Origin of the sequence: Microbacterium algihabitans (assembly GCF_032464975.1) — a bacterium.
Classification (GTDB): Bacteria; Actinomycetota; Actinomycetes; order Actinomycetales; family Microbacteriaceae; genus Microbacterium; species Microbacterium algihabitans.
This window is the reverse complement of sequence record NZ_JAWDIU010000004.1, coordinates 242,064-268,570: the sequence shown is the minus strand read 5'-3', so window position 1 is coordinate 268,570 and position 26,507 is coordinate 242,064. Positions and strand designations below refer to the sequence as shown.

23 protein-coding genes and 1 riboswitch are annotated in these 26,507 nt (G+C 71.3%); of the genes, 14 read left to right on the top strand and 9 right to left on the bottom strand.

Annotated features, from left to right (window positions below; all coding sequences use genetic code 11):
* Window positions 1-20: 20 nt before the first annotated feature.
* Window positions 21-1,064, top strand: a complete 1,044-nt coding sequence (locus RWH43_RS12905; protein WP_230705179.1) for an ABC transporter substrate-binding protein — start codon at window positions 21-23, stop codon at window positions 1,062-1,064.
* Window positions 1,065-1,169: 105 nt separating this feature from the next.
* Here the strand turns inward: RWH43_RS12905 and RWH43_RS12900 are convergent, their stop codons facing one another.
* Window positions 1,170-1,847 carry a fasciclin domain-containing protein gene (locus RWH43_RS12900; RefSeq protein WP_144833073.1) on the bottom strand — a complete coding sequence of 226 codons (678 nt, stop codon included), beginning with the start codon at window positions 1,845-1,847 and terminating at the stop codon, window positions 1,170-1,172.
* A 313-nt stretch (window positions 1,848-2,160) separates the two neighbouring features.
* On the opposite strand from RWH43_RS12900, the gene sigK reads away from it, so the two are divergent.
* From sigK to RWH43_RS12880, 4 genes are all read left to right on the top strand, one after another.
* Entirely contained in the window at window positions 2,161-2,763 is a 603-nt protein-coding gene (gene sigK / locus RWH43_RS12895) for an ECF RNA polymerase sigma factor SigK (protein WP_186325504.1), read from the top strand.
* Entirely contained in the window at window positions 2,760-3,578 is an 819-nt protein-coding gene (locus RWH43_RS12890; protein WP_144833077.1) for an anti-sigma factor, read from the top strand. The genes sigK and RWH43_RS12890 overlap by 4 nt, the downstream gene beginning before the upstream one ends.
* Before the next feature lie 55 nt (window positions 3,579-3,633).
* A complete protein-coding gene (locus RWH43_RS12885) occupies window positions 3,634-4,272 on the top strand; it encodes a DNA-directed RNA polymerase subunit beta (protein WP_154097445.1) in 639 nt (212 codons plus the stop codon).
* 210 nt (window positions 4,273-4,482) lie between these two features.
* Complete coding sequence (locus RWH43_RS12880; protein ID WP_316001687.1) at window positions 4,483-5,367, top strand: aminotransferase class IV; 885 nt, start codon at window positions 4,483-4,485, stop codon at window positions 5,365-5,367.
* A gap of 82 nt (window positions 5,368-5,449) precedes the next feature.
* Here RWH43_RS12880 and pstB read toward each other — a convergent pair whose 3' ends face one another.
* From pstB to RWH43_RS12860, 4 genes are all read right to left on the bottom strand, one after another.
* Window positions 5,450-6,229, bottom strand: coding sequence for a phosphate ABC transporter ATP-binding protein PstB (gene pstB / locus RWH43_RS12875; protein WP_144833083.1), 780 nt, complete (start codon window positions 6,227-6,229; stop codon window positions 5,450-5,452).
* 20 nt (window positions 6,230-6,249) lie between these two features.
* Window positions 6,250-7,332 carry a phosphate ABC transporter permease PstA gene (pstA, locus tag RWH43_RS12870; protein ID WP_316001686.1) on the bottom strand — a complete coding sequence of 361 codons (1,083 nt, stop codon included), beginning with the start codon at window positions 7,330-7,332 and terminating at the stop codon, window positions 6,250-6,252.
* Window positions 7,329-8,354 carry a phosphate ABC transporter permease subunit PstC gene (gene pstC, locus RWH43_RS12865; protein WP_316001685.1) on the bottom strand — a complete coding sequence of 342 codons (1,026 nt, stop codon included), beginning with the start codon at window positions 8,352-8,354 and terminating at the stop codon, window positions 7,329-7,331. Before pstC ends, pstA begins: the two co-directional genes overlap by 4 nt.
* Window positions 8,355-8,509: 155 nt before the next feature.
* A complete protein-coding gene (locus RWH43_RS12860) occupies window positions 8,510-9,640 on the bottom strand; it encodes a PstS family phosphate ABC transporter substrate-binding protein (RefSeq protein WP_144833089.1) in 1,131 nt (376 codons plus the stop codon).
* Window positions 9,641-9,797: 157 nt separating this feature from the next.
* On the opposite strand from RWH43_RS12860, the gene RWH43_RS12855 reads away from it, so the two are divergent.
* Window positions 9,798-13,742, top strand: coding sequence for a Pls/PosA family non-ribosomal peptide synthetase (locus RWH43_RS12855; protein WP_316001684.1), 3,945 nt, complete (start codon window positions 9,798-9,800; stop codon window positions 13,740-13,742).
* The gene (locus RWH43_RS12850; RefSeq protein ID WP_144833093.1) at window positions 13,739-15,034 is read left to right on the top strand and encodes a M1 family metallopeptidase; all 1,296 of its coding nucleotides are present in this window, start codon (window positions 13,739-13,741) and stop codon (window positions 15,032-15,034) included. Before RWH43_RS12855 ends, RWH43_RS12850 begins: the two co-directional genes overlap by 4 nt.
* A 534-nt stretch (window positions 15,035-15,568) precedes the next feature.
* Here the strand turns inward: RWH43_RS12850 and RWH43_RS12845 are convergent.
* The 3 genes from RWH43_RS12845 to RWH43_RS12835 all read right to left on the bottom strand — a co-directional run bounded on the left by RWH43_RS12845 (window position 15,569) and on the right by RWH43_RS12835 (window position 19,302).
* On the bottom strand, window positions 15,569-17,053 hold the full coding sequence (locus RWH43_RS12845) for an HNH endonuclease (RefSeq protein WP_316001683.1): 1,485 nt from the start codon (window positions 17,051-17,053) through the stop codon (window positions 15,569-15,571).
* 210 nt (window positions 17,054-17,263) lie between these two features.
* The gene (locus RWH43_RS12840; RefSeq protein ID WP_316001682.1) at window positions 17,264-17,620 is read right to left on the bottom strand and encodes a GntR family transcriptional regulator; all 357 of its coding nucleotides are present in this window, start codon (window positions 17,618-17,620) and stop codon (window positions 17,264-17,266) included.
* Complete coding sequence (locus RWH43_RS12835; protein WP_316001681.1) at window positions 17,617-19,302, bottom strand: D-alanyl-D-alanine carboxypeptidase family protein; 1,686 nt, start codon at window positions 19,300-19,302, stop codon at window positions 17,617-17,619. Before RWH43_RS12835 ends, RWH43_RS12840 begins: the two co-directional genes overlap by 4 nt.
* A 37-nt stretch (window positions 19,303-19,339) precedes the next feature.
* A riboswitch (TPP riboswitch) is annotated at window positions 19,340-19,450 on the top strand.
* Between RWH43_RS12835 and RWH43_RS12830 the strand changes: the two genes are divergently transcribed.
* From RWH43_RS12830 to RWH43_RS12820, 3 genes are all read left to right on the top strand, one after another.
* Window positions 19,442-20,083: an ECF transporter S component gene (locus RWH43_RS12830; protein WP_154097720.1), complete on the top strand. Its 642-nt coding sequence runs from the start codon at window positions 19,442-19,444 to the stop codon at window positions 20,081-20,083. It overlaps the preceding riboswitch by 9 nt.
* Window positions 20,083-21,531, top strand: coding sequence for an ABC transporter ATP-binding protein (locus RWH43_RS12825; RefSeq protein WP_154097719.1), 1,449 nt, complete (start codon window positions 20,083-20,085; stop codon window positions 21,529-21,531). Before RWH43_RS12830 ends, RWH43_RS12825 begins: the two co-directional genes overlap by 1 nt.
* The gene (locus tag RWH43_RS12820; protein ID WP_316001680.1) at window positions 21,528-22,313 is read left to right on the top strand and encodes an energy-coupling factor transporter transmembrane component T family protein; all 786 of its coding nucleotides are present in this window, start codon (window positions 21,528-21,530) and stop codon (window positions 22,311-22,313) included. The genes RWH43_RS12825 and RWH43_RS12820 overlap by 4 nt, the downstream gene beginning before the upstream one ends.
* Before the next feature lie 26 nt (window positions 22,314-22,339).
* On the opposite strand, the gene RWH43_RS12815 is transcribed toward RWH43_RS12820, so the two are convergent.
* The gene (locus tag RWH43_RS12815; RefSeq protein WP_230705335.1) at window positions 22,340-22,834 is read right to left on the bottom strand and encodes a GNAT family N-acetyltransferase; all 495 of its coding nucleotides are present in this window, start codon (window positions 22,832-22,834) and stop codon (window positions 22,340-22,342) included.
* A gap of 128 nt (window positions 22,835-22,962) precedes the next feature.
* On the opposite strand from RWH43_RS12815, the gene RWH43_RS12810 reads away from it, so the two are divergent.
* From RWH43_RS12810 to RWH43_RS12795, 4 genes are read left to right on the top strand one after another with little or no spacing between them, the layout of a single operon-like run.
* On the top strand, window positions 22,963-23,934 hold the full coding sequence (locus tag RWH43_RS12810) for a hypothetical protein (protein ID WP_154097716.1): 972 nt from the start codon (window positions 22,963-22,965) through the stop codon (window positions 23,932-23,934).
* A gap of 46 nt (window positions 23,935-23,980) precedes the next feature.
* Window positions 23,981-24,742: an SDR family NAD(P)-dependent oxidoreductase gene (locus RWH43_RS12805; protein WP_316001679.1), complete on the top strand. Its 762-nt coding sequence runs from the start codon at window positions 23,981-23,983 to the stop codon at window positions 24,740-24,742.
* Complete coding sequence (locus tag RWH43_RS12800; protein WP_316001678.1) at window positions 24,739-25,518, top strand: enoyl-CoA hydratase/isomerase family protein; 780 nt, start codon at window positions 24,739-24,741, stop codon at window positions 25,516-25,518. The genes RWH43_RS12805 and RWH43_RS12800 overlap by 4 nt, the downstream gene beginning before the upstream one ends.
* Complete coding sequence (locus tag RWH43_RS12795; RefSeq protein WP_316001677.1) at window positions 25,515-26,345, top strand: SDR family oxidoreductase; 831 nt, start codon at window positions 25,515-25,517, stop codon at window positions 26,343-26,345. Before RWH43_RS12800 ends, RWH43_RS12795 begins: the two co-directional genes overlap by 4 nt.
* Window positions 26,346-26,507: the final 162 nt, after the last annotated feature.

Below are 26,507 nucleotides of genomic sequence, written 5' to 3'. Positions count from 1 at the left end.
GGTAAGGATAACCTAACCCTGTGACTGCTTTTCGTTCCCTGTCTTCCCGCCACCGTTTCCGTCCCCTCGTCGCCGCTCTCGGTGCCGTGGCCGTCGTCGCTCTCGCGGGCTGCGCCGGCCCTGCCGCCCCCACCTCGAAGGTGGATGCCGAAGCCGCGGCGACCGGAGAGTGGGTCGTCTCGCGCGATCTCGAGCCGGGCATGGGTTCCGACGAGGCCGACGGCGTCTTCCCCCGCGAGGTGACGCACTTCGAGGGGGTCACCGAGGTCCCGGCCGCGCCGACGCGCATCGCGGTGGTCTCGACGGGGCAGCTCGATGCGGTGCTCGCGCTCGGCGACGTCCCCGTTGCCGCGACCCGGGCCGAGAACAGCGGGCTCGTCCCGCAGTACCTGCGCGACGCGTTCGCCGACGACGCGGCGTCGCTCGACGCGATGACCGACATCGGAGAACGCACCGAGCCCGACCTCGAGGCCATCGCGCAGGCGGCGCCCGACCTCATCCTCATCAACTCGACACGCGGCGAGGCGCTCTACGACGCACTGTCGGCGATCGCGCCGACGGTGGTGACGAAGGGCAACGGAGTGAACTGGAAGAGCGACTTCCTGCTGATCGCCGACGCCCTGGGCGACGAGGGAGCGGCTCGCGGTGTGCTGGATGCGCTGCAGAGCGACAGCGCGGACTTCGCCGCGACGCACGCCGTAGAGGAGCCGACGGTGTCGTTCCTGCAGTCGACCGGCGATCGCACGCGCATCATGGGCGTGCCCTCGTTCGCGGGCGGGATCGCTCAAGACCTCGGTCTCGGACGCCCGGAGTCGCAGCGGTTCGACGAGACGTCGCAGGAGATCAGCGCCGAGCAGATCGACCTCGCCGACGCCGATCACGTGTTCTACGGGGGAACAGGGCAGGGTGTCTCGTTCATCGAGGACGCCCCGCTGTGGTCGACGCTCTCCGCCGTCGCAGACGGGAAGACGACGATCGTCGACTTCGACCCCTGGTTCATGAACGCCGGCCCCGTCGCGGCACGGCTCGTGCAAGACGAGATCGTCCGCGTCCTGGGTTCGTGACGAACGAAAGCGAGCGCCGGACCCCCTCGCCTGGGGTCCGGCGCTCGCCGTCAGGATCGATCACTCAGTGATCGGTCGGATGCGCGTCGCCGCGCGTCCGAGGACTTACATCGGGGGCATCAGCACCGAGTCGATGAGGTACACCGTGGCGTTGGCCGTCTGGACGCCACCGCAGATGACGTTGGTCGAGCCGTTGACGGTGATCGCGTCACCCGAGCCGGCGACGGTCACGTCCTGGCCCTCGACGGTGGTGTGGGTGCCGTCGATCTCGCTGGGCGAGAGCTGGCCGGGGACCACGTGGTACGTGAGGATCTTGGTCAGGGTGGCCGAGTCGGTCTTCAGCGAGTCGATGGTCGCGGCGTCGATCTTGGCGAACGCGTCGTCGACGGGGGCGAAGACGGTGAACTCGCTGCCGTTCAGGGTGTCGACCAGGTTCACGTCGGGGTTCAGCTGGCCCGAGACGGCTGCGGTGAGCGTCTTGAGCAGCGGGTTGTTCGACGCGGCGACGGCGACCGGGTCAGCGGCCATGCCCTCGACCGAGCCGGCACCGGACGGAACGGCGGCGGCGTAGTCGGCGCAACCGGGGCCCACGAGGTTGGAGGCCGGGTCCATGGCGCTGGACGAAGCCGACATCGACGGCGATGCGGACATCGACGGCATCGACGAGGACTCGTCGGTGGTGGAGCCGCCGGCGGTGGAGCCGCCCGAGCAGGCGGTGAGTGCGAAGGCCGAGCCCAGAACGAGGGCGAGACCAGCAATAACGGGCTTCTTGTTGGTGAGCATGACATTCCTCCGAAATCGTCCGGATCGCGTCTGCGACCCGTCAGGGACACCCCGGTGCGAGGGGCGGTTCGCCGTGGAGCGGCTTACACAGGGCATTCGGGACCCCCGTCGCATCGGATTGCGGAATGTTGCGATTCGCCCGGCGTAACGGCATCCGGGCGACGATAAATACCAGATCAGAGGGTTTAAAATATTCCCGATAATATTTTTGGACGAGTTCGCTTCGCGCCGGAGAAGGGGGCGGGAAGGCCGCGGGCGCTAGCTCACGCGCGACGCGCGCGCACGCACGCGTGCCCACGCGGAGACGTACGCAATGATGGGACGCATGGTGATCGACGGCTTCGACCTCCCCGATGAGGGGCCTGCGCCTGCCGATCACGTCGGTGCCTTGCTGCAGCGCGTGGCCGACGGCGACCGCTCCGCTTTCGCCGAGCTCTACGACACGCTGTCCCCTCGCGTGTTCGGTCTCATCCTGCGCGTGCTCGTCGACCGGTCGCAGAGTGAAGAGGTTCTGCAGGAGGTCTTCCTCGAAATCTGGCAATCCGCTGCGCGCTTCACTCCGAACAGAGGGCAAGGAAGATCGTGGGTTCTCACGATCGCGCACCGTCGAGCGGTGGACCGCGTGCGGTCATCGCAGTCGAGCGTGGATCGCGATGTGCGCGCAGGATTCCGCGATATGGATGTCGCTTACGACGCCGTATCGGAAAAAGTAGAGATGAAAATAGAAGGGCGGCGCGTCGTCGATGCACTGGCGGCGCTTCCCGAAGCACAGAAGGAAGCACTCACGCTGGCCTATTTCGGTGGGTACAGCCAAAGTGAGATCGCAACCCTCGTCGGGGCACCGCTCGGCACGATCAAGACCAGGATGCGCGACGGCCTGTCGCGCTTGAGGATGGAAATGGGGGTGGACAAGTGAACGAGAGGGACTTCGCCGACCTCGCCGTCGGACACGCGCTCAACGCGCTCTCCGAGGCTGATGAGCGCGCGTACCAGGAGGCTCTCGCGGGGAACCCGAACTGGGACCACCACGTGCGCCACGCCGTCGATGCGGTCGCCGCGATCGGCGACTCCGTCGAGCCCGTCGAGCCCCCGCCGTCCGTGCGTGCGTCGCTGTTCGCCCGCATCTCCGAGCTCCCGCAGGACTCAGCGGTATCCACATCTCCGAACGAATCCGTCGTCGACGACGAGGATTACGCCGCGGCCGGGCCCGCCGTCATCGAGCCCGAGCGCGAGGCTGTCACGGTCGGCGCGTCGTCGGCCTCCGGCTGGGGTGCCCGCCGCTGGTTCGCGCTTGCCGCGTCGTTCGCCGCCGTCCTCGTCCTCGGTTTCGGCGCCGTCACCGTCAGTCAGCTGTTCGCCCCGCCCGCCGCGGTCGTGGCCCTCCAGCAGATCGAAGACGCGCCCGACGCGCAGTCGGCCTCGGCCACCATGCCCGACGGCACGGTCGCCACGGCCCACTGGTCGCCCTCGAGCGGCAAGAGCGTGCTCGTCGCCGACGGCATGCCGGCGCTGCCCGACGGCAAGACCTACGAACTGTGGTTCGTCCGCGGTGAGGACCAGATCGCGATCCCGGCCGGGATCTTCGAGCCGGATGCCGACGGCAACGCCACGGCCCAGCTCACGGGCGAGATGCACAGCGGTGACGTCATCGCCGTGACCGTCGAACCCGCCGGCGGTTCGCCCGACGGCACGCCGAGCTCGGCCCCCGTGCTCGCTGTCGCCACGGCGTGACTCGCCCCGCCTGAGCCCGGCCCGGCCTCCGGGGCCGACGCTCTAGCCTGGATGCATGAGCGATTCCCCCCGCGAGTTCCACAAGCCGGTCCGGCGCCCCGCCGAGCTCTTCGACCGCCTGTTCTCCGCCGAGGACCCCGCCGAGGTGTCGCGCGTCGCGCACAGCACCGCTCAGGCGCTGCTGTCCCGGGTGCGGGCCGACCCCAGCATCGACGTAGTCGAACGTCTCGTCGCCTTCACCGACGACCACGGCATCGACGACATCGCCGAGCTGTGGTCGCGCTCGCCCGCGCGGTCGCTTCCCGGGGCACTGTGGCGGCTCTACCTGCTGCAGCTCATGATCCACGACGACGCCCCGACCGCCGCCCTGCTGTACGAGCGCGGCCGGGTCGAGATGGCGACGGTGGATGCCGTGGTGGCCGGGGCCCCGGCTCCCGCCGGACCCGAAGAGCTCGTGGCGCTCATCGACACCATCCTGCGCGGTCTATTCGAGGGGGACTTCGCCGTCGCCCTCGATCGCGCGGCGGCGTTCTGCCGGGTGCAGGCGGCGGGCTCGACCCACCTCGCCGACGACTACGAGAACACCGAGTCGGAGCGGGCGAGTGCCCTGACCACGCGCGCCCTGCGGCTGGCGACCTACGCCGAAGATCTCTCGGCATCCGCCGCTCTCTGGCGCCGCGACGCGTTGACGTGAGCGCTCCGCGGGAGAACACACCGCGGAAAAGAAAAGTGCCGGACCGCAGAACGCCTCTCGGCGCAAGGCCGCTCAGAGCGGCAGAAGATGGAGCCCGGGGTTACTGCGGCCCGGCATGAAGAGTGTAACAAGACCGGCGCGGTGGCATTCCCTCCGACAGCCCCGTGGACAAGCCCCGGGCGTGTCGTTTCCCGCGTCTAGGCTCGCGGTATGGCTTGGCGTTCCGCTCTTCTGCTCGACCCCGCGGCATCCGACGACACCCGAGAGGACTGGGACGCGACCTTCCGCGTCGTCGACCCCGACGGGCCCGTCCTTCCGCTCGGAGAGCTGAGCGCCCAGCGCGGCGACGGGATCTTCGAGTCGCTCGGCGTCGTCGACGGGCACGTGCAGGAGGTGGGCCCGCACCTGGCCCGCCTCGCGCGCTCCGCCGAGCTCTGCGAGCTGCCCGCGCCGAACCCCGCGCAGTGGCGGGCGGCGATCGCCCGCGTCGCGACCGAGGCGGGCTCGGGCGAGTACGTCATGAAGCTCGTCCTGAGCCGCGGAGTGGAGCAGGGCCCGACCCCGACCGCGTGGATCACCCTCGCCACGGCGCCCGACAACTTCCGCTCCCGGAGCGAGGGTGTCGACGTCGTCACCCTCGACCGCGGCTACGCCCTCGACGCCCCCGCGCACGCGCCGTGGCTGCAGCTGGGTGCCAAGACGCTGTCGTACGGCGTGAACATGGCGGCCATCCGCGAGGCCCAACGGCGCGGAGCCGACGACGCCGTCTTCGTCACGACCGACGAATTCGTGCTCGAGGCTCCCACGGCATCCGTCGTCCTGCGCGTCGGAGATCGCTTCGCGACCCCGTCGCCCGCCGCCGGCATCCTGCACGGCACGACCCAGCTGAGTCTGTTCTCGTTCCTCGAGGCGCGCGGCTTCTCGACGGCGTACGAGACGGTCCCGGTGACCGATCTCACGACGGCGGATGCCGCGTGGCTACTGTCGAGCGTGCGGCTCGCCGCCCCGATCCGCTCCGTCGACGGCACGTCGGTTCCGGTCGACCGCGCGTTCACCGACGAGCTGAACGCCTACCTGCTGAGCCCGCGCGACTGAGCCCGCGCGACTGAGCCCGCGGGACTGAGGCGTGAACGACGAAGGCCCCGCCGGAGCGGGGCCTTCGCGGTGCGCGGGGTGCTTATCCGAAGCGACCCGAGACGTAGTCCTCGGTCGCCTGGACGCTGGGCGCGGTGAAGATCGAGGCGGTGTCGTTGTACTCGATGAGCTTTCCGGGCTTGCCGGTGCCGGCGATGTTGAAGAACGCCGTCTTGTCGCTCACGCGCGAGGCCTGCTGCATGTTGTGCGTCACGATCACGATGGTGTACTCGCTCTTCAGCTCGCCGATCAGCTCCTCGATCGCGAACGTCGAGATGGGGTCGAGGGCCGAGCAGGGCTCGTCCATCAGCAGCACGTCGGGCGAGACGGCGATGGCGCGCGCGATGCACAGACGCTGCTGCTGACCGCCCGAGAGGCCGCCGCCGGGCTTGTCGAGGCGGTCCTTGACCTCGTTCCAGAGGTTGGCGCCCTGCAGCGACTTCTCGACGAGGGCGTCGGCGTCGCTGCGTGACATGCGCTTGTCGTTGAGCTTCGCGCCGGCCAGCACGTTCTCGCGGATCGACATGGTCGGGAACGGGTTGGGGCGCTGGAAGACCATGCCGACGTGACGACGCACGAGCACGGGGTCGACGCCGGGACCGTAGAGGTCGTCGCCGTCGATGAGCACGCGGCCCTTGACGTGACCGCCGGGGATGACCTCGTGCATGCGGTTCAGCGTGCGCAGGAACGTGGACTTGCCGCAGCCCGAGGGACCGATGAACGCGGTGACCGAGCGGGGCTCGATGTCGATCGAGACGCCCTCGACCGCGAGGAAGTCGCTGTAGTAGACGTTGAGGTCCTGGACCTCGATGCTCTTGGACACGAGTGAGTGCCTTTCTGGGCTCAGCGCGCCTTGGGCGCGAACACCGCCGCCACGATACGGGCGATCAGGTTGAAGATGACGACGAGGACGACGAGCAGGAAGGCGGCACCCCAGGCGTTGGCCTGCGACGCGTCGATGTCCTGCCCGGGGAAGCTGTACGCGGTGTACGCCATGACGGGGAGCGTCTGCATGGGGCCGTCGAAGGGGTTGGCGTTGAAGTTGTCGGTGAAGCTGGCGGCGATGAAGATCGGCGCGGTCTCACCCACCACGCGGGCCACGGCGAGCACGACGCCGGTGATGATTCCGGATGCCGCGGTGCGCAGCACGACCTTGATGATCGTCGCCGACCGCGGCACGCCCAGGGCGAGGGACGCCTCGCGCAGGTCGGCGGGGACCAGGCGCAGCATCTCTTCGGTCGAGCGGATGACGATGGGGATCATCAGCACGCAGAGGGCGATGGATGCCGAGAAGCCGCTGAACGCCTTCGGACCGATGACCAGGCTGAACAGCGAGAACGCGAACAGACCGGCGACGATCGAGGGGATGCCCGTCATCACGTCGACGAGGAAGGTGATGGCGCGACGCAGCGGGTTGTTCGGCTGCGCGTACTCGACGAGGTAGACCGCGGCGAGGATGCCGATCGGCACGGAGATGAGCGCGGCGATACCCGTGATGATCAGCGTTCCGGCGATGGCCTGCCACGCACCTGCCGTGGCGACGACCTCGAGGGTGTTCGGGTCGAACGTGGATCCGCCGGTCTGGGTGATGAAGTTCCAGTTGACGACCGCCAGGCCCTTGGAGACGACGGTCCAGAGGGTCGAGATTAGCGGGGCCACGGCCAGCAGGAACGCGACGGTGACGAGGCCGCGCACCACCCGGTCGACCGCCTTGCGGCGGTTCTCGACGATGGTGGAGCCGACGCCGATCGCGATGAGGTAGATGATCGCCGAGAGGATCAGCCAGGTCGCGATGTTGAAGCCGCCGAGCAGCAGCTGCACGCCGGCGACGACGATCGCGACGCCCACGAGCATCATCGGCTCGATGTAGCGGGGGAGCTGCCCGCTGGTCAGCGCCAGGGGAGCGGAGGGGGCCGAGACGGTCATGAACGCTTGCCCTTCTTGCGGCCCTTGGACCCGGGTCCGGTCGCACCGATGATGTAGCGGGCGAACATGTTGACCGCGAGCGACACGACGAACAGCATCAGGCCCGTGCCGATCAGCGCCGAGCGCTGCAGGTCGGTTGCGATGGGGAAGTTCAGCGCGATGTTGGCGGCGATGGTCTGCGAGTTGTACCCGTCGGTGAGCAGGAGCACCGAGTAGATGAGGCTGGGTGACACGATCAGCGCGATGGCCATGGTCTCGCCGAGCGCGCGACCCAGGCCGAGCAGCGTGGCCGAGACCATGCCGCTGCGGGCGTAGGGGAAGACCGACAGGCGGATCATCTCCCACCGCGTCGCGCCGAGGGCGAGGGCCGCCTCTTCGTGCAGGCGCGGGGTCTGCAGGAACACCTCGCGGGTGATCGAGGTGACGATCGGGAGGATCATCACGGCGAGCACCACGCCACCGGTGAGCATCGTCGAGCCGGTGGACGAGACCGGACCCTGGAACAGCGGGATCCAGCCGAGGTACTGGTTGAGAAACTCGCCGACCGGCAGCAGCAGGGGGCGCATGACGATGATGCCCCAGAGGCCGAAGACGATCGAGGGGACCGCGGCCAGCAGGTCGACGATGTAGCCCAGGAATCCGGCGATGCGGCGCGGGGCGTAGTGCGAGATGAACAGCGCGATGCCGATCGCGACCGGAGCGCCGATGATCATGGCGATGAGCGCCGCCCAGATGCTGCCGAACAGCAGCGGGCCGACGTACTGCCAGAAGTTGGTCCACTGGCCGTTCTGGTAGCCGGCGAGATCGCCCTCGGTCCAGTTGCCGGTGATGGCGGGGAGGCCGCGCAGGATCAGGAAGATCGCGACGCCGGCGAGGATGATCATGATCGACACCGCGGCGGTGGTCGACAGACCGAGGAAGACGGAGTCGCCGACGCGACGTTTGCCGACGATGCTCGAGCGAGGCTGCGACGGCGGCGGGGAGGCGGGCGAGGTCTCGGGTTCGGTGACGGTGTCAGTCACGGGGGACCTCACGCTCGGCACGGGTCATGGGTTCTCCTCGATCGGGTGTTCTCTGAGGATTTCGGCTCAGCGGAGCGTTCGACGGTGGTCGACCGTTCCGATCAGCCCGGCCCGGCCCGCAGTGGATGCGAGCCGGGCCGAGTCCGACGAGATCTTTACTTGATGGCCGAGAGGGTCTCCTGCGCAGCCTCGAGGACCGACTCGGGCAGCGGAGCCGAGCCGGCGTTCTTGGCGGCGACCTGCTGGCCGAGGGTGCTGGTGATGAAGCCGAGGTACGACTTCACGAGCTCGGCCTGCTTGGCGTCCTTGAACGAGGTGCAGGTGATCGCGTACGACACGAGCGGGATCGGGTAGGTCTCGGCGGTGAGCTTCGAGTAGTCGAACTTCTTCGACAGGTCACCCGTCACACCGTTGCTGGCCTCGACGGCCGCGAGGTCGAAGGTCTTCGAGACGGCCTCGCCGCTGTACGCGATGGCCGTGCCGTCCTGGACGATCGACGCCGCGTTCAGGTCGCCGATGGCCGAGTGGTCGGCGTAGCCGATGGTGCCCGTGCCGGCCTTGACGGCCTCGACGACGCCCGAGCCACCCTTCTGCTTCGACACGTTGCCCTCGATCGGCCAGTCCTTACCGGCCGGGGAGGTCCACACCGACGACTGGGTCGCGGCGAGGTAGTTGGTGAAGTTCGTGGTCGTGCCCGAGCCGTCCGAGCGCGCGACGGTGGTGATGGGGCCGGCGGCGAGCGCGGTGCCGTTGTCGGCCGTGATGGCCGGGTCGGACCAGTCGGTAATCTGCAGCGCGAAGATCTTCGCGATGGTCTCGCCCGAGAGCTTGAGGTCGGTGACGCCGGGGATGTTGAAGATGATCGCGACGCCATCGAGGTAGATGGGGATGTTCACGCCACCCTCGGTGCACAGCGCCTTCGACTGGGTGGTCTGGTCGGCGGTGAGGGGAGCGTCGGAGCCGGCGAAGTCGTAGGCGCCGCTCAGGAAGTTGGTGACACCGCCGCCGGAGCCCTGCGACTTGTCGTAGTTGATCGTGACACCCTTGGCCTGGGCGTTGTACGCGGCGGTCCACGCGGCCTGCGCGTTCGACTGAGCGCTCGAGCCGCCCGACGTGATGGTGCCCGTGAGGGCGGTGTCGACCGTGAATGCCACGCCGGAGTCGGAGGGGGAGGCCGAGGCGCCGGCGGCGTCGCCACCGGAGGCCGAGGGGCCGGCGCAACCGGCGAGCGCGAGAGAGGCCACGGCGGCCACGGTGCCCAGCTGGGCGAGGCGGGAGATCTTCACTGTGTGAATCCTTCGGATGTCGGGAACTGGAAACCCGGTGCAGGGCTCTCCGGCACGGTAAACAGCGACTGCTAACAGACTGCGTTGTGCGGGTGAACGGGAGGTGAACCGGGTACGCCGTTCCGGGGCGTTTTCCTGGGCGTTGTACTGTTCGCCCGTGACGACACCCGCCTTCGCCGCACAGGCCCCGCTCGATCGAACGGACGCCGCTGCCCCCGCCCGCACGTTGATCGACCTCCTCAGCGACGTCGCGTCGCGGCATCCGGAAGCCTCGGCGATCGACGACGGATCGGGCGCGCTGAGCTACCGCGAACTGCTGGCGCGCGTGTGGCGCACGGCCGCGGCGCTGCACGCCGCCGGGGTGCGCCGCGGAGACCGCGTGGGCGTGCGGATGCCGTCGGGCTCGAAGGAGCTGTACGTGTCGATCCTCGCGGTGATGGCGGCCGGGGCGGCCTACGTGCCCGTCGACGCCGACGACCCCGACGAGCGCGCGCGCCTGGTGTTCGGCGAGGCGGGGGTGAAAGGCATCGTGGCGGGTGACGGGGAGTTCGTCGCAAGCGATCCGGATGCCGACCTCGTGCGCCTGTACGAGGGCGACGCGCCCCACCCGAGCACCAACGCGGTCCCCGTGCTCACGCCCCCGGGCGTCGACGACGACGCGTGGATCATCTTCACCTCCGGCTCCACCGGGGTGCCCAAGGGAGTCGCCGTCTCGCACCGGTCGGCGGCGGCGTTCGTCGAGGCGGAGGGACGCATCTTCCTGCAGGGCGACCCGTTGGGTCCGGGCGACCGGGTGCTCGCCGGACTGAGCGTCGCCTTCGACGCCTCGTGCGAGGAGATGTGGCTGGCCTGGGGGCACGGCGCGTGCCTCGTGCCGGCGCCGCGCTCGCTCGTGCGCTCGGGGGAAGACCTCGCCCCGTGGCTGCTGCGCCAGAGCATCACCGTCGTGTCGACGGTGCCGACGCTCGCGGCGATGTGGCCGGCGGATTCGATCGAGAACGTGCGCCTGCTGATCTTCGGTGGTGAGGCGTGCCCGCCTGAACTGGCGGCGCGACTCGTCGCGGAGGGGCGCGAGGTGTGGAACACCTACGGCCCCACCGAGGCCACCGTCGTCGCGTGCGCGGCGCTGCTGGACGGATCGCTCCCCGTGCGCATCGGCCTGCCGCTCGACGGCTGGTCGCTCGCGGTGGTCGACGCCGAGGGCCTGCCGGTCGGCGAGGGCGAGGTGGGAGAGCTCATCATCGGCGGCGTGGGCCTCGCCCGCTACCTCGACCCCGCGAAGGACGCGGAGAAGTACGCGCCGATGCCGACGTTGGGATGGGAGCGGGCCTACCGATCGGGTGACCTCGTGCGCTTCGACCCGGCGGGCCTGGTGTTCCAGGGGCGCGCCGACGACCAGGTGAAGGTCGGCGGTCGACGCATCGAGCTCGGCGAGGTCGAGTCGGCGCTGCAGGACCTGCCCGATGTCAGCGCCGCGACGGTCGCGGTGCGCACCACCGAGGCCGGGGTGCCGGTGCTCGTGGGTTACCTCGTCATGGAGGAGGGGATGGAGCTCGATCGGTCCGCCGCGCGGACGGCGCTGGCCGAGCGGCTGCCCGCGGCGACCATCCCCCTGCTCGGCGTCGTCGACGCCCTGCCGGTACGCACCTCCGGAAAGGTCGACCGCGCCGCGCTGCCGTGGCCGTTGCCCGGCGTCGAGACGCCCGCGGCCACCGACTTCTCCGCCGACGAGGCGTGGTTGGCCGAGCAGTGGCAGGCCGTGCTGGGGCTGCCCGTCACCGACCGCAAGACCGACTTCTTCGACCTCGGAGGCGGCTCGCTCGCCGCCGCGCAGCTGGTCTCGCGCATCCGCGCGCGCGTGCCGGAGTTCTCGGTCGCCGACATCTACGACGTGCCGCGCCTGGGCGCGATGGCGAAGGCCCTCGGTCCGCAGCTCAAGGACGAGGCGCCCGCGTCGTTCCATCGGGCCGCGCCCACCCCGCGATCGACCCAGTGGGTGCAGACGCTGCTCGGAGCGCCGCTGTTCATCCTGTCGGGCGTGCGCTGGGTGCTGTACTTGCTCACGGCATCCGCGATCTTGCAGACCGTGCCCGGCTTCGAGGTGCTGCCCTCCGTTTCCTGGCCCGTGCTCGGCATCGGCCTGCTGATCTTCTCGACCCCGTTCGGGCGCATGGCCATCGCCGTGGCATCCGCTCGCCTCCTGCTGGCCGGGGTGCGCCCCGGCGACTATCCGTGCGGCGGCGGGGTGCACATCCGCCTGTGGCTGGCGGAGCAGATCGCCGACCAGGTGGATGCCGTCGGCCTGGCCGGAGCGCCGTGGGTGTCGTACTACGCGCGGGCCCTGGGGGCGCGCATCGGCCGCGACGTGGACCTGCACGCCCTGCCGCCCGTGACGGGGATGCTCGTGATCGGCGACGGCGCCTCGATCGAGCCGGAGGTCGATCTGACCGGGTACTGGATCGACGGCGACCTCGTGCGCATCGGCCAGGTGCGCATCGGGGCCGGGGCGACGGTCGGCGCGCGATCTACTCTCGCGCCCGGCACCCGCATCGGTCGACGGGCCGAGATCGCGCCGGGCTCCGCGGTGTTCGGTCGGGTCAAGGCCGACCAGTCGTGGGCCGGCTCGCCCGCCGAACGGGTGGGCGGGATCGCACGGGACTGGCCGCGCGAGCGGCCCGCCGCCCCCACGCGATGGTTGTGGGCGTACGCGGTGTCGGCCGTCGTGCTCGCTCTGCTGCCGCTCGCCGCTTTCACCGTCGGAGGACTCGTGCTCGCCCAGGGGCTGCGCGGCAGCGCGGATCTCGCGCAGGCCGTCGGGGCGGCGTTCGCCTGGCTCGTTCCGGCCGTGGCCGTGACGGGGCTCGTGTTCGCGGCATCCGTCGTGCTGCTCGTGCGCCTGTTGTCGATCGGGCTCGTCGAGGGCCCCCACCCGGTGCGCAGCCGCGTCGCCTGGCAGGCGTGGACGATCGAGCGACTGCTCGACGCCGCGCGCACGATCCTCTTCCCGCTGTACTCGTCGCTGTTCACGCCGATATGGCTGCGCATGCTGGGCGCGCGCGTGGGTCGCGACGTCGAGGCCTCGACCGTGCTGCTCATTCCGTCGATGGCGCGCATCGAAGACGGCGCGTTCCTCGCCGACGACACGATGATCGCCTCGTACGAGCTGCACGGCGGATGGATGCGCATCGGCCCCGTGCGCATCGGCAAGCGCGCCTTCCTCGGCAACTCCGGTATGGCAGCCCCCGGCCACCGCGTGCCTCGCGACGGACTGGTCGCGGTGCTCTCGGCCGCCCCGCCCAAGGCGAAGGCGGGGTCGTCGTGGCTCGGTTCACCCGCCGTGCGCCTGCGTCGCCTGTCGGCGGAGGGAGACGAGTCGCGCACGTACCGGCCCACCGCCGGTCTGCGGCTCGCGCGCACGCTGTGGGAGCTGTGCCGCTTCGTGCCCGTCGTCGTCACCTGCGCCATCGGGTTGGGCGTGCTGTTCGCGCTCGCCGCGCTGTGGGACACGGTCGGTCCGGTGGGGACGCTGCTGCTCTCGGGCGTCGTGCTGCTGGCCGCGGGAGCCGTGGCCGCCGGGGTGTCGACCGCGGCCAAGTGGGCGATCGTCGGCGTCATCCGGGCGGGCGAGCAGCCGCTGTGGTCGAGTTTCGTCTGGCGCACCGAGGTGTCGGACACCTTCACCGAGATGGTCGCCGCTCCCTGGTTCGCCCGCGCGGCCGCGGGGACGCCCGCGCTCGCCGTGTGGCTGCGCACCCTCGGTGCCAAGATCGGCCGGGGCGTGTGGTGCGACAGCTACTGGCTGCCCGAGCCCGACCTGGTCACTTTGGGCGACGCGTCAACCGTCAACCGCGGATGCGTGGTTCAGACGCATCTGTTCCATGATCGAATCATGAGCATGGACACCGTCGAGTTGGAACCGGGTTCCACGCTCGGCCCCCACAGCGTCGTGCTGCCCGCCTCGACCCTCGGGGCGCACGCCACGGTCGGACCCGCGTCGCTCGTCATGCGCGGAGAGACGGTGCCCGTCGGTTCGCGGTGGAGCGGCAACCCCATCGGCCCCTGGCGCGCGGTCAAGGTGCGCGCCTACCAGTCGACCTCGTGAGCGCCGACGCCTACGCCCCGCAGAGTGGCGATCTCTCGTACGACGTGACGTCGTACGACCTGGTACTCGGATACCGCGTTCGCACGAACCGCCTCGACGGGGTGGCCACCATCTCCGCGGTCGCCCGCCAACCCGTGACCTCGTTCGCGCTCGATTTGGTCGGACTCCGCACCACGCGGGTGAAGGTCAATGGAGAGGCGGTGCGCTTCACTCCGGGGCCCCGCGTGCTCCGGGTGACGCCGGCGCGGGGACTCAGCGCCGGGGAGGCGTTCGAGATCGAAGTGGCGTACGCGGGTGCGCCCGCGCCGCGGCGGTCGCGGTGGGGCGCGGTCGGGTGGGAGGAGCTCACCGATGGCGCCCTCGTGGCGGGGCAGCCCGTCGGAGCCCCCACGTGGTTCCCCTGCAACGACCGGCCCGACAACCGGGCTGCGATGCGGATCGAGATCACCGTCGACGACGGCTACACCGCGGTCGCCACGGGAGTCGAGGGCGTCAGCTCGCGTCGAGGAGGTCGGGTGACCACGACGTTCGTCTCCGACGTGCCGACCGCCACCTACCTCGCCGCCGTGCACGTGGGGCGCTATCGCACGCGCCCGCTCGCGGGCTCCGGCACCGGGGTCGTTCCCGCCGTGACGGTGAGCGCGCCGCCCTCCCTCACCGCTGCCGTCGATCGCGCCTTCGCGCCGGTGCCCGAGATGCTGCGGCTCTTCGACACCCTGTTCGGGCCGTACCCCCAGCCCGCGTGCACGCTGGTGGTGACGGCCGACGAGCTCGAGATCCCCCTCGAGGCCCAGGGTCTCGCCGTCTTCGGAATGAACCACCTCGTTCCCGCCGCCCAGCGCCTCGTCGCGCACGAGCTCGCGCACCAGTGGTTCGGAAACAGCGTGGGGCTGGCGCGCTGGAGCGACATCTGGCTCAACGAGGGCTTCGCCTGCTACGCGGAGTGGCTGTGGTCGGAGCACTCGGGCGGACCGACCGTGCAGACCTGCGTGGGCGAGTACTACGCGCGCCTGGCGGCGAAACCGCGCGATCTGCTGCTGGTGGATCCCGGGCCCGACGACATGTTCGACGATCGGGTCTACAAGCGCGGGGCGCTCACCCTTCACGCGGTGCGCCGTCAGCTGGGCGACGCCGCCTTCTTCGACCTGCTGCGGTCGTGGACCGCCGAGCACCGCCACGCCCTCGTCACCACCGACGACTTCCGTCGCGCCGTCGAGCGCGCCGGGGGAGCGGATGCCGCGGCGACGCTGTCGCGCTGGATCGATTCCGAGGCTCTGCCGCCCCAGCCTTGACCGGGTGATGCGGCCTGGGCAGTTCGTCGTTCGCGTGGCCCGGCTGTCGTTTCCGACCGCCGATGCGGAGATGCCCGTGCGCTCGCACTCGGCGTGAGCGCGCCTGCTCAAGGCGGGTGCGTCTGCTCGAGGCGCGCGCGGCTGCTCAGCGCGGGTGCTGATGCCGACCGCGGACCGCCGACACGGGGACGCGCGCCTGCACCGAGCGCGAGTGCGTCTCCACAACGCGGGCAGGCCTGACGGGCGCGGGTGCAGGGCGGTGCGCGCCCGGGGTGTGGGGATGAGTCGCCGAGGGCGTGGGTGCGCCTGCCGGGTGCGGGTGCGGGTGCGGCGCGCGTCAGAAGGTTGGGTGTCGATCGGCGCGGGCGCGGGCGCGTCTGCTCGAGGCGAGCGCATCGGCGCGGGCGCGGGTGCGCCTGCTCGAGGCGCGTGCGTGTGTTCGATGCGGGCGCGTCTGCGAGGCGTGCGGGGAGGGAGGAGCGCGCGCGGGGAGGAGCGCGCGCAGGGAGGCGTGGGTGCAGGGTGGTGCGTGTGTCAGAAGGGTGGGGGTGTGCCGTTGTCGTCGGGGTCGGGTGGGGGTGGGTCGTCGGGGGTGAAGCGGACGGCGGGGGAGTAGGGGAGGGGTTCGTCGGTGTAGGTGCGGCCGGTGGGGGAGGTCCATTCGAGGATTCCGCCGGGGAGTTGTCGAACCTGCCAGCGGGTGAACTGCTTTTGGGTGTGGTGGCGTTGGCAGAGGTGGGCGAGGTTGGTGATGGTGGTGGGGCCGCCTTTGGCGTGGTCGTGGGTGTGGTCGACTTCGCAGCGGATGGCGGGGATGGTGCAGCCGGGCCAGCGGCAGTGGCGGTCGCGGGCGCGGAGGTGGCGGTCGATGGCGGTGGTGCGGTGGTAGGTGTCGGTGTGCAGGACTGCTCCGGTGAGGGGGTGGGTGAGGACGCGGTCCCAGGGGGTGGGGGTGGTTTCGGCGAGGGTGCGGGCGGTGTGGGCGTCGATGGGGGCGTGGCCGATGAGTTCGGCGGGGTCGTCGTTTTCTCGGGTGGGGTTGAGGATGGTGAGGGCGGGGACGACGATCTGGACGCGGGCGCGGATGGTGCCCAGGGTGCCGGGGCCGTCGTCGGTGCGGGTGGGGTCGGCTTCCGGTGCGGCGGCCAGCAGCAGGTCGGCGAGGATGTCGGCGCGCAGTTGCGCGGTGGTGCGCTGGTCGGTGGCGAGCATGGTGGCGGGACTGAGAGCCGCCGCGGCAGCGGAGTGGTCGGACCCGAAAACCGGGTGCGGGCCGGGTGCCGCGGTGCCGCCTGCATCGTCGCCGGGCGTATCGACACCCGCGACGGCCCCGTCACCCCCGTCGAGTCCGAACGCGCCGCCGGCCCGGATGTCGAGGAGCGCGCGAGCTTGGTGCGTGAGGCGGTCGTAGATGCCGACGGCGAGCACGGTGGGCAGGGTTGCGATGAGGTCGGACATGCCGTCGGCTTGGGTGACGAGGCGGACGCAGCGGGTGTCGCGCCCGCGCTGGTGACGTTCGGTGAGGGTGGTGGGGTGCAGTTTCTCGGCCAGGACGGCCAGGCGGCTGCGCAGGCGGGCGGGACTGCGACCCTCGGCGGTGGCGACGGCGAGAAGGTCGAATTCGGCCTTCTTCTCGGGCGGGAGGGCTGAGCCGATGTCGGCGATGACGTGGGCGTGGGCGCGGGTGAGAGCCCCCGCTTCCCACGCGGCGAGGGTGGCGGGGTAGTCGTCGATGAGGGTCATCGCCTGACACATCTGCCGCTGCACCGACCGGTCGGAGAGGTTCTCGGCCGCGGCGAGCTCGGACGCCACCTCCCTCAGGGCCAGTTGCGCGGCGCGGGCGGGCGCGCGCTGGTCGGCGAGGACGTCGAGGGCCAGGTGCCCGGCCTCAGCGAGAGCACGGGTGCGGGCGACCTCCGCGGCGGCCAGCACAGCGCCCGTGGAGCGGACCTCGGCGAGCACCGCGGACAGGCCGCGCGGGCCGTTCCCTGCGGGTGTCGACGAGGCCTCCGATGACATGTTCGCATGCTAGCGACGACCTCCGACATTGAGTCCGGGTATCACGGCGCATCCGACCCACTTTCGGCGGATCCAGGGGCATTGAGGGCGCAATCCGCGAGCACGAGACGTGAAAAACCCAGGTCAGAGGCAAGCGGGTGATCTCGCGGGTGAAGTTCGCCGCGGCATCCGGAGCCGTCCGAAAACCGCCGTGAGCCGCGTCACCGCTCCTCAGTCTTCGCGCAGAGCGGCCCGCACGAGATCGATCGCCTCGGCACTGGACAGGCCCAGGCGTCGCGCCGTCTCGGCAAAGGTCCGCGCGGCAGCGGCCCCTCGGGCGGCGGCGGCATCCGCGCCCTTCACGAACGTTCCCGCGCGGCCGCGGGTCTCGACGTAGCCCGCCTCTTCGAGTTCTTTGTAGGCGCGAGCGACGGTGTTGGCGGCGAGGTCGAGCTCGCCCGCAAGGGTCCGCACCGGAGGCAGACGGGTTCCCGCGACGAGCGTGCCGTCGTCGATCTGCGCGATGATCCGGCCCCGCACCTGCTCGAACGGCGGGACCGACGACGACGCGTCGAGCGAGAGCTTCATTCGTTCAGTCCGAACAGGTCGAGGGGGTGTGTGAGCCGCCACCACGGGCTCGGCGGGTCGAGCTCGCCGGCGAGTTCGACGTCGACGGTGTCCGCGTCGACGGGACCCGTCGCCGTGAGCGAGCCCACGGTCTCGCCGGGTTCACGGGCGTCGCCGAGGTCGAACGAGGTCGAGGTCTTGGCCTCGGCGCCGTTCCAGAGCACGACGGTCGCGTCGGTGGCGGTGACCACGTCGACGTCGGGGGCCCACAGCGACTCGACCTTGCCGACGACCGTGCCGGCCGTGAGCGAGGGGCTCGGCTGCAGCTCCTGCTCGATGCGCGCGAACAGATCACGGCTGGCCTGATTGCGGCTGTCGGGCCCGGGCTGGCCGAGCACGGCGGCGTAGGCGCGCACCGTGGTGCCGCCGACGGTGATGTCTTTCGCCGTCAGCAGGTTCCAGGCGTCGAGGGTGCCGGTCTTCACACCGATCACGCCGGGATCCTCGAGCAGGGAGTTGCCGTTGCGGAAGGTGCCCGCCCCCGGCAGCGTCAGCTCGGGCGTGCGCACGATCTCGGCGATGACGGGGTTGGCGAGAGCGCGCTCGGCGAGGGCGATGAGGGCGGCGGGCGTCGCGGTGTTGCCCGCCTCGATCCCGGTCGGGTTGACGATCGTGATGCCGTCGATGCCGCGCTGGGCGAGGTACTCTTCCGCGGCGGCGGCGAAGGCGGCATCCGATCCGAAGAGATCGTTCGACAGGCGCTGCGCGTAGTTGTTCGCGGAGGCGATGAGCATGCCCTGCAGCATCTGCAACTGGGTGAGCGTGCCGCCGACGGGCACGTCGAGCGACGATTCGCCGCGCGCCCGGTACTGCCAGTAGTCGGCGCTGTCGGCCTGCGTGAAGGCGTACGTGCCGCCCTGCTCGCTCGGGGCCAGCGGCAGCTTGTCGAGCACGACGAGGGCGGTGACGACCTTCGTGATGCTCGCGATCGACTCGGGGGCGTTCGCGGGAGTCGAGAGCGTTTCGGGCATGCCGTCGAGCGCGATCGCCGCTTCGCCCTGCGCCGGCCACGCGGGGTTCGCCGTGGGCGCGGCGGTCGGCTGCGCGGCGACGGTGCGCACGGTCGGAGCCGCGGCGTTCAACGGCCAGAGCAGGGTCGCGGCGACGTATGCCGCGACCAGCATGAGCAGGAGGATGGGCGGAACGACGGTGGCTGGACGCAGGCGGCGCCGACGCCCTCCGGCCAGCAGATCGCCCGCGCGAAGGGTCGATCCGGAGACGACGAAGATCGGGGCGGGGCGCGGAGCGGCTGCCTGGTGGGGGTCGACCCACGCGAGCGCTCCGATGACGGTGGAGGTTCCGGATGCCGTGGCGGCGGTCGACGCGGGCGAGGCGCCGGTCGTCGGCGGCGGGGTCGTCGCGTCCGCCGGTGACGGCTGCGTCGTTGTGGCTGGGGACGCCTCGGCTTCGGCGCCCTCGGCGGCCGGTGCGACGGCGGCAGCGCCGGTCCGGGGTGCCTCGGCGTCGGCGGCACTCGCGGTGACGGGAGCCCCGGCCTCGGACGCCTCGGCCTCGACGGCACCTGCAGCCCGCGGATCGGCCGGGGAAGCGGCATCCGAAGTCTGCTCCGACTCCGCCGGAGCGGCGAGCGGCTCGTCCGGGTTCCGCGGCGCGCGTCGCGACTCCGGGATCTGCTCGCTCACCCGCCCACGCTACCCCGGGCGTGCCCCTATACTCGTCACCACAACCCACGGGAGTCCGGTGAGCCGGGCTGAGAGGAAGCGAATCCACGCTTCGACCGTCGAACCTGATCCGGATCATGCCGGCGCAGGGAGGAGAGAAATGCACACGTCCACGTCTGCCCCCGCGAACCGCTCGACGGTCGTCGCCTCGGACCGCTTGCGGTGGCGTGTCGTCGACATCGTCGTCGCCGCCGTGCTCGGCGTCGCGATCGGCCTGGTGTTCTGGGCCTGGAACACCGTCGGCGGCCTCTGGTTCGTCGCCATGGACGGCGTCACTCCCGGTCTCGGGGGCCTCGCGGTCGGTATCTGGCTGATCGGCGGCGTCGTCGGCGGGCTGATCATCCGCAAGCCCGGCGCGGCTCTGCTGGTCGAGCTCGTGGCCGCCGTCGTCTCGGCCCTCATCGGCAACGTGTGGGGTCCGCTCACGATCGTGTCGGGCCTGGCTCAGGGCCTCGGCGCCGAGCTGATCTTCCTCACCTTCCTCTACCTGCGATTCACCCTGCCGGTCGCCATGCTCGCCGGAGTCGGCGCGAGCGTCGGCGCGTGGCTGAACGAGCTGTTCGTCGGGTCGTCGCCGAACATCGCCAAGACCGTCGAGTTCAACCTCATCTACCTCGGCACCCTCGTGGTTTCGGGTGCGCTGCTGGCCGGTCTGGTCGGCTGGCTGCTCGTGCGTGCACTGGCGGCCACCGGTGCGCTGAGCCGCTTCGCCGCCGGGCGGGAACGCCGCCGCGACGTCTGATGCCGCATCCCGCGCGCGTCGACGTCGAAGGCTGGGGCTGGCGCTACGCCGGTCGCAAGCTCCCCGCCACGCGCGAGATCGACCTCGTCATCGAGCCCGGCGAGCGGGTGCTGCTGCTCGGCGCCTCGGGTGCGGGCAAGTCGACCCTGCTCGCCGGTCTCGCGGGCCTGCTCGGAGGCAGTGACGAGGGGGAGCAGACCGGGCGCATCCTCGTCGACGGCGGGGCGCCCGAGGGGCAACGCGGACGCATCGGCCTGGTCCTGCAGGACCCCGAGGCGGGGATCGTGCTGTCGAAGGTGGGCGACGACGTGGCCTTCGGGTGCGAGAACCTCGGGGTGCCGGCATCCGACATCCCCCACCGGGTGGCGCACGCTCTGGCCTCCGTCGGTCTGACCGTGCCCCTCGACCGCCCGACGAAGGCGCTGTCGGGCGGGCAGAAACAGCGCCTCGCGCTCGCGGGTGTGCTCGCGATGCACCCCGGACTGCTGCTGCTCGACGAGCCGACCGCCAACCTCGACCCCGACGGCGTCGACGACGTGCGCGCGGCCGTCGAGGGCGTCATCGCGCGCGAGGGCACGACGCTCGTGCTGATCGAGCACCGCACCGCCGTGTGGGCCGACCTCATGACGCGGGTCGTGGTGCTGGCGCCGGGCGGGGGGCTGATCGCCGACGGCCCGCCCGATCGCGTGTTCGCGGAATATGGCGACGCGCTCGCCGCCGCCGGAGTGTGGGTCCCGGGTCGCCCGGTGGAGCTTCCGGTCGCCGCTCCCTCGTCGAATCCGGATGCCGTGCTGACGGCCGAGACGTTGGCCATCGGGCGCGAGAAGGGCACCGTCGTCGCGTCCGACCTCAACCTGATCGTCCCCACCGGCGCGGGCACCGTCGTGACGGGCCCGAACGGCGCGGGCAAGTCGACGCTCGCGCTCACCCTCGCGGGGCTCCTGCCCGAACTCCGCGGAGAGGTGACCGCCGCGGCGGGGCTCGCGGCCCGCGGCATCCGGCGCCCGTCCCGCTGGCGCTCCACCGAACTGCTCACGCGCATCGGCACGGTGTTCCAGGAGCCCGAGCACCAGTTCCTGGCGTCGACGCTGCGCGACGAGCTCGCCGTGGGGCCGAGAGCGCTCCGGATGCCGGCGGCTCAGGTCGAGCAGATCGTCGACGAACTGCTCGAGCGACTCGACCTTGCCCCCCTCGCCCTCGCCAACCCGTTCACCCTGTCGGGCGGCCAGAAGAGGCGCCTATCGGTGGCGACGGTGCTCGCCGCCTCGCCCGAAGTGATCGTGCTCGACGAGCCGACCTTCGGTCAGGACCGTCGCGGCTGGACCGAGCTCGTCGCCCTGCTGCAACGCGAGATCGCACGCGGGCGCGCGGTGGTCGCCGTCACGCACGACGCCGACGTGGTGCGCCATCTCGGGCAGCACCGCATCCGCCTGGGGGAGGCCGCGTGAGCGTCGTGGTCGAGGCCCCCGCGCGCACGGCGTGGCTCGACGGCGTGAACCCCGTGACGAAGGTCGCGATCGTGGTGGTGCTCGCCGTGCCGTTGCTGGTCTCGATCGACGCGGTGAGCGCCGCGACGGCCCTGATGCTCGAGCTGCTGTGCGTGCCGCTCACGGGACTGCCGTTGACGACGGTGCTCAAGCGGATGCTGCCCGTGCTGGTGTTCGCCCCCGTCGCGGCGGTGAGCATGCTGCTGTACGCCCGCCCCGGCGGCACCGTCTACGGCTCGTTCCTGTTCGCCACGATCAGCGACGACTCGATCGTGCTCGCGATCGCCGTGCTGCTGCGCGTGCTCGCGCTCGCGCTACCGATGATCCTGCTGTTCGCCCGCACCGATCCCACCGCGCTCGCCGACGCCCTCGCCCAGGTGGCCAAGCTGCCGAGCCGGTTCGTGCTCGGCGTGCTCGCCGGGGCGCGCACCGTGGGGCTGTTCGTCGACGACTGGCGCACGATGACCCTCGCCCGCCGAGCGCGGGGGCTCGGCGACCGCGGGGCGCTCCGTCGGTTCTTCTCGATGGCGTTCGTGCTGCTCGTGTTCGCCGTGCGCCGCGGCACGAAGCTCGCCACCGCGATGGAGGCGCGCGGGTTCGGCGCCGACGTCGAGCGCACCTGGGCGCGGCCGTCGACGCTGTCCGGCCGCGACGGCGCCGCCCTTGCGGGATCCCTCGCGCTGGGAGCTCTGGCGCTCGCCGCCGCGGTGGCGACGGGCGCGTTCCGCGTCGTGGGGACGTGAGCGTCGGCGGCGGGGCTACCGACGACTCAGAACACGTACTCGAAGCACAACGAGCGCGGCATCGTCTCGATGTAGGGCTCGTAGACCGGGATCGGGGTGAAGCCCGCGGCGGCGTACATGCGCAGCGACTCGGGCTGCATGCGCCCGCTCTGCAGGATGACGCGGCGCGCGCCCGCGCGACGGGCGAGGTCGACGACCGTCTCGGTCAGGGCGGTGCCGACCCCTCGGCGGCGGGCGCCGGCGGTGACGATGAGGCGCTTGAGCTCCCACTCCTCGCCCAGGCGTCTCAGGATCACGTGCCCCAGAGGAGTGTCGTCGGCGTCGATCGCGAGCAGCGTCGCCACCACGTCTTCGGGGTGCACCGCGAGAGCGGCCTCGCGCTTGGCGGCGACCTCGGGGGTGTCGTCGGCGTCGGCGTCGCGGTAACGCTCGTCGAGATCGGCATCGAGCACGCGCCGCAGGGCGACCGCGCGGGGATCATCGACGGCGACCTTCTCGATACGGAACCCGGGCTCGCTCACCCGACGAGCCTAGGGCCGGTGGTCCGCGCCGGCCCGACGCGCGACGATCGGTGCGCACTCGCCTGCGCGAACCGGCCCCGCGCTGCGGGGTTCGCCCGCGACGGGGGCAGAATGATGACGGGGGTGTCATGGGTCTGTCGTTCGCTCTACTCGCGGTGAGCGTCGCGGTCGCGACCGCGGTCGGCTTCGTGGCCTTTCCGCGTCTGGGAACCCCCGGTCGGGTGACGCTGTTCCTGCGGTACGCGGCGGTGGCCGGGGTCACCGCCGTCGGCTCGAGCGCGATGTACTTCATCTACGGTGCGGGCGGCGGTCTGCTGACCCTCGTGCTCGGAGACGTCGCCATGGTGCTCGCCCCGGCCCTCATGCTCGTGGCCGTGAGTGCACTCGACGGACGCCGGGTGCGCCGAGCGTCGACGTTCGCCCTCGTGCTCGCACTGATCGTGGCCGTGGTCACCGCCACGGTCCCCCTGCCCGCCTCGCTGGCGGTGAAGGCGGTGGCCCTCGCCGCCGCCTGCGCCGCCTGCGCGTGGGTGGCGAGCCACTCGCGCGTCGAGCCCTTCGGTCCGCTGCGCATCATCGCCTTCGCCAACGCGGTGTACGCGCTCTATTGCCTCGCGCGCGTCGGGGTGGCGCTCGCCGCCGGATGGGAGTCCCCCCTGTACCTCACCGCCTTCTCGTTCGGCCCCGCGACCATCCTCGGGGCCGTCGCCGTGGTGGCGATGGGCGTCGCGGTCGTCCGCCTGTGGGCCGGCCCGCGCGCCGAGGTGCGGCCCGAGGTGTGCCCCGCGGGGGTGGCGGTCGTCGTGGGCGACTGGGACCTGGCATCCGCCGCCTATGGCCCTGAACGCATGCGCGACCTCGTGGTCGACCTGCGCGCGGCGGCCCACGACCTCGACCCGCACGCCGCCGACGTGCCGCGGGGGGCCGAACTGACCGTCGCCGACCCGGTCGAAGCCCTCGGTGCGCGCCTGCGCGACGCCTACGGCTGGGCGCCCGAGCAGACCATCCTCCTCGCCGACGGGGCCGCCACCGCGGCGATCCGCACGCGCCCCGGACGTACGCGGCGGGGGCGATGGGGCCGGGGCGTTTCGCGGTCCTGAGTTCCGGCTAGGGTGGAACTCGGTTTCAGCTTTCGAAGGAGAACGCATGGACATCGAAGGAGCCTCCGCCCTCGTCACCGGCGGCGCCTCGGGCCTGGGCCTGGCCACGGCACGACGATTGGCCGCCGCGGGAGCCCGCGTCACGATCGTCGATCTGCCCTCGTCGTCGGGGGCCTCGATTGCCGAGGACCTGGGCGGATCGTTCGCCGCCGCCGACGTGACGGATGCCGAGCAGATGGCCGCGGCCGCCGCCCTCGCCGCCGACGCGGGGCCCCTGCGGGTGGTCGTGAACTGCGCCGGCATCGCGCCGCCCGCGAAGGTGCTCGACCGCGACGGAAACCCCTCGTCGCTCGCCGACTTCGAACGCGTCGTGCGCGTCAACCTCCTCGGCACCTACAACGTCATCGCCCAGACCTCCGCCGTCATGGCGAAGACCGACCCCGCCGAGGGCGGTGACCGCGGGGTCATCGTGAACACCGCGAGCGTCGCGGCCTTCGACGGGCAGATCGGTCAGCCCGCGTACTCCGCGAGCAAGGGCGGCGTGCACGCGATGACGCTCCCCGTGGCGCGGGAGCTCGCCCGCCACGGCATCCGCGTCGTCACCATCGCCCCCGGCATCATGGAGACGCCGATGCTCAAGGGCCTCCCGCAGGCGGCGCAGGACTCGCTCGGCCAGCAGGTGCCCTACCCCTCGCGCCTCGGCGCCCCCGACGAATACGCGCGCCTCGTGCTCGCGATCGTCGACAACGGCTACCTCAACGGTGAGACCATCCGCCTCGACGGCGCGATCAGAATGGCACCGAAATGACCGACGGCATTCTGCTCCACGTCGAGGACGGGCTCGCGCGCGTCACCTTCGACAGGCCCGCATCGCTGAACGCGATGGACTTCCCGATGGCCCGCCGCTGGCGCGAGGTCGCGATCGAGGTCACCACCGACACCTCGGTGCGGGCGGTGATCCTGGATGCCAACGGGCCCGCGTTCTGCGCGGGCGGCGATGTCGTGGCGATGTCGACGACCGGGGCTGCGGGCAGCGACGTCACCGAGACGGCGCACGCGATCCACGACGGCATCCGTACGTTCGCGGAGGCGCCCCTGCCGATGGTCGCCGCCGTGCAGGGCGCCGTCGCCGGCGGAGGGCTCGGGCTCATGCTCACCGCCGACTACGTCGTCGCGAGCGAGAACGCCCGCTTCGTCAGCCGGTACGCGAACATCGGGCTCACCCCCGACCTGGGCGTCTCGACGCTGCTGCCCGCCGCGATCGGCCAGCGTCGCGCGCTGCAGCTGCTGCTGCAGGACCGCATGCTCACCGCCGCAGAAGCCCTGGACTGGGGTCTGGTGGCCGAGGTCGCGGCATCCGCAGATCTGGTGTCGCGCGTGAACGAGGTCGCCCGCTTCTGGCTCGACGGCGCGAGCGCCGCGTTCGGGCAGGCGACGCGCCTCGTGCGCGCGGGCGCGGGTCGCACGTTCGCCGAGAACCTCGACGACGAAGCCGCCACCATCGGCGCAGCCTTCGAAACGGCCGAAGCGCGGGCGCGGGTCGCCGCGTTCGCCGCCGCCTCCGCGAAAGGACAACGCTCGTGACGCTTTCAGGAAAGACCATCCTCATGTCGGGCGGCAGCCGCGGCATCGGCCTCGCGATCGCGCTGCGCGCGGCCCGCGACGGCGCGAACATCGCGATGCTGGCCAAGACCGACACCCCGCACCCGAAGCTCCCCGGCACGGTGCACACCGCCGCGGACGAGATCCGCGCGGCCGGCGGGCAGGCGCTGCCGATCGTCGGTGACGTGCGTGACGAGGCCTCGATCACCGAGGCCGTGATGCGCACGGTCGGCGAGTTCGGCGGCATCGACATCGTCGTCAACAACGCCAGCGTCATCGACCTGTCGGGCTCGATCGAGCTCGCGACGAAGAAGTACGACCTCATGCAGGACGTCAACGTGCGCGGCACCTTCCTGCTCTCGCGCGCCGCGGTGCCCCAGCTGAAGGACGCCGCGAACCCGCACATCCTGTCGCTCTCGCCGCCGCTGAACGTCACGCCGAAGTGGCTCGGCGCACACACCGGCTACAGCCTCGCCAAGTTCGGCATGACGATGGCCACGCTCGGGCTCGCGGCCGAGTTCGCCGAGGCCGGCATCGCCGCCAACACGCTCTGGCCGCGCACGACCATCGCGACCGCCGCCGTGCAGAACGTCATCGGCGGCGACCGGCTCATGGCCGTCTCGCGCACGCCGGAGATCTATGCGGATGCCGCGTACGAGGTGCTCATCGCGCCCGCGCGCGAGCGGACCGGGCAGACGCTGATCGTCGAAGACGTGCTGCAGGCCGCCGGAGTGACGGACTTCTCGGGGTACGCGGCGGTGCCGGGCACCCCCGACGAAGCGATGTACCCCGACATCTTCCTGGACTGAGATTGAGAAGTGCTTTTAGTGGGTTACATTGTTTCTGCTGGGGCGCGCGTTGCGATCTCGCAAGCATGGGGGCAAAGATTTGAGTGCACATAGTGGATGGCGCGCAGGCGCGATTACTGCGCCGCTGAATGATCAGCTTCAGAAGCACATCTACGAACTTGA

Coding starts and splice junctions, on each gene's coding strand:
- sigK (WP_186325504.1), top strand. CDS start 2,161: ATGATGGGACGCATGGTGATCGACGGCTTCGACCTCCCCGATGAGGGG.
- pstA (WP_316001686.1), bottom strand. CDS start 7,332: ATGACCGTCTCGGCCCCCTCCGCTCCCCTGGCGCTGACCAGCGGGCAG.
- RWH43_RS12825 (WP_154097719.1), top strand. CDS start 20,083: ATGCCGCATCCCGCGCGCGTCGACGTCGAAGGCTGGGGCTGGCGCTAC.
- RWH43_RS12805 (WP_316001679.1), top strand. CDS start 23,981: ATGGACATCGAAGGAGCCTCCGCCCTCGTCACCGGCGGCGCCTCGGGC.
- RWH43_RS12880 (WP_316001687.1), top strand. CDS start 4,483: ATGGCTTGGCGTTCCGCTCTTCTGCTCGACCCCGCGGCATCCGACGAC.
- RWH43_RS12810 (WP_154097716.1), top strand. CDS start 22,963: ATGGGTCTGTCGTTCGCTCTACTCGCGGTGAGCGTCGCGGTCGCGACC.
- RWH43_RS12885 (WP_154097445.1), top strand. CDS start 3,634: ATGAGCGATTCCCCCCGCGAGTTCCACAAGCCGGTCCGGCGCCCCGCC.
- RWH43_RS12900 (WP_144833073.1), bottom strand. CDS start 1,847: ATGCTCACCAACAAGAAGCCCGTTATTGCTGGTCTCGCCCTCGTTCTG.
- RWH43_RS12830 (WP_154097720.1), top strand. CDS start 19,442: ATGCACACGTCCACGTCTGCCCCCGCGAACCGCTCGACGGTCGTCGCC.
- RWH43_RS12845 (WP_316001683.1), bottom strand. CDS start 17,053: ATGTCATCGGAGGCCTCGTCGACACCCGCAGGGAACGGCCCGCGCGGC.
- RWH43_RS12840 (WP_316001682.1), bottom strand. CDS start 17,620: ATGAAGCTCTCGCTCGACGCGTCGTCGTCGGTCCCGCCGTTCGAGCAG.
- RWH43_RS12800 (WP_316001678.1), top strand. CDS start 24,739: ATGACCGACGGCATTCTGCTCCACGTCGAGGACGGGCTCGCGCGCGTC.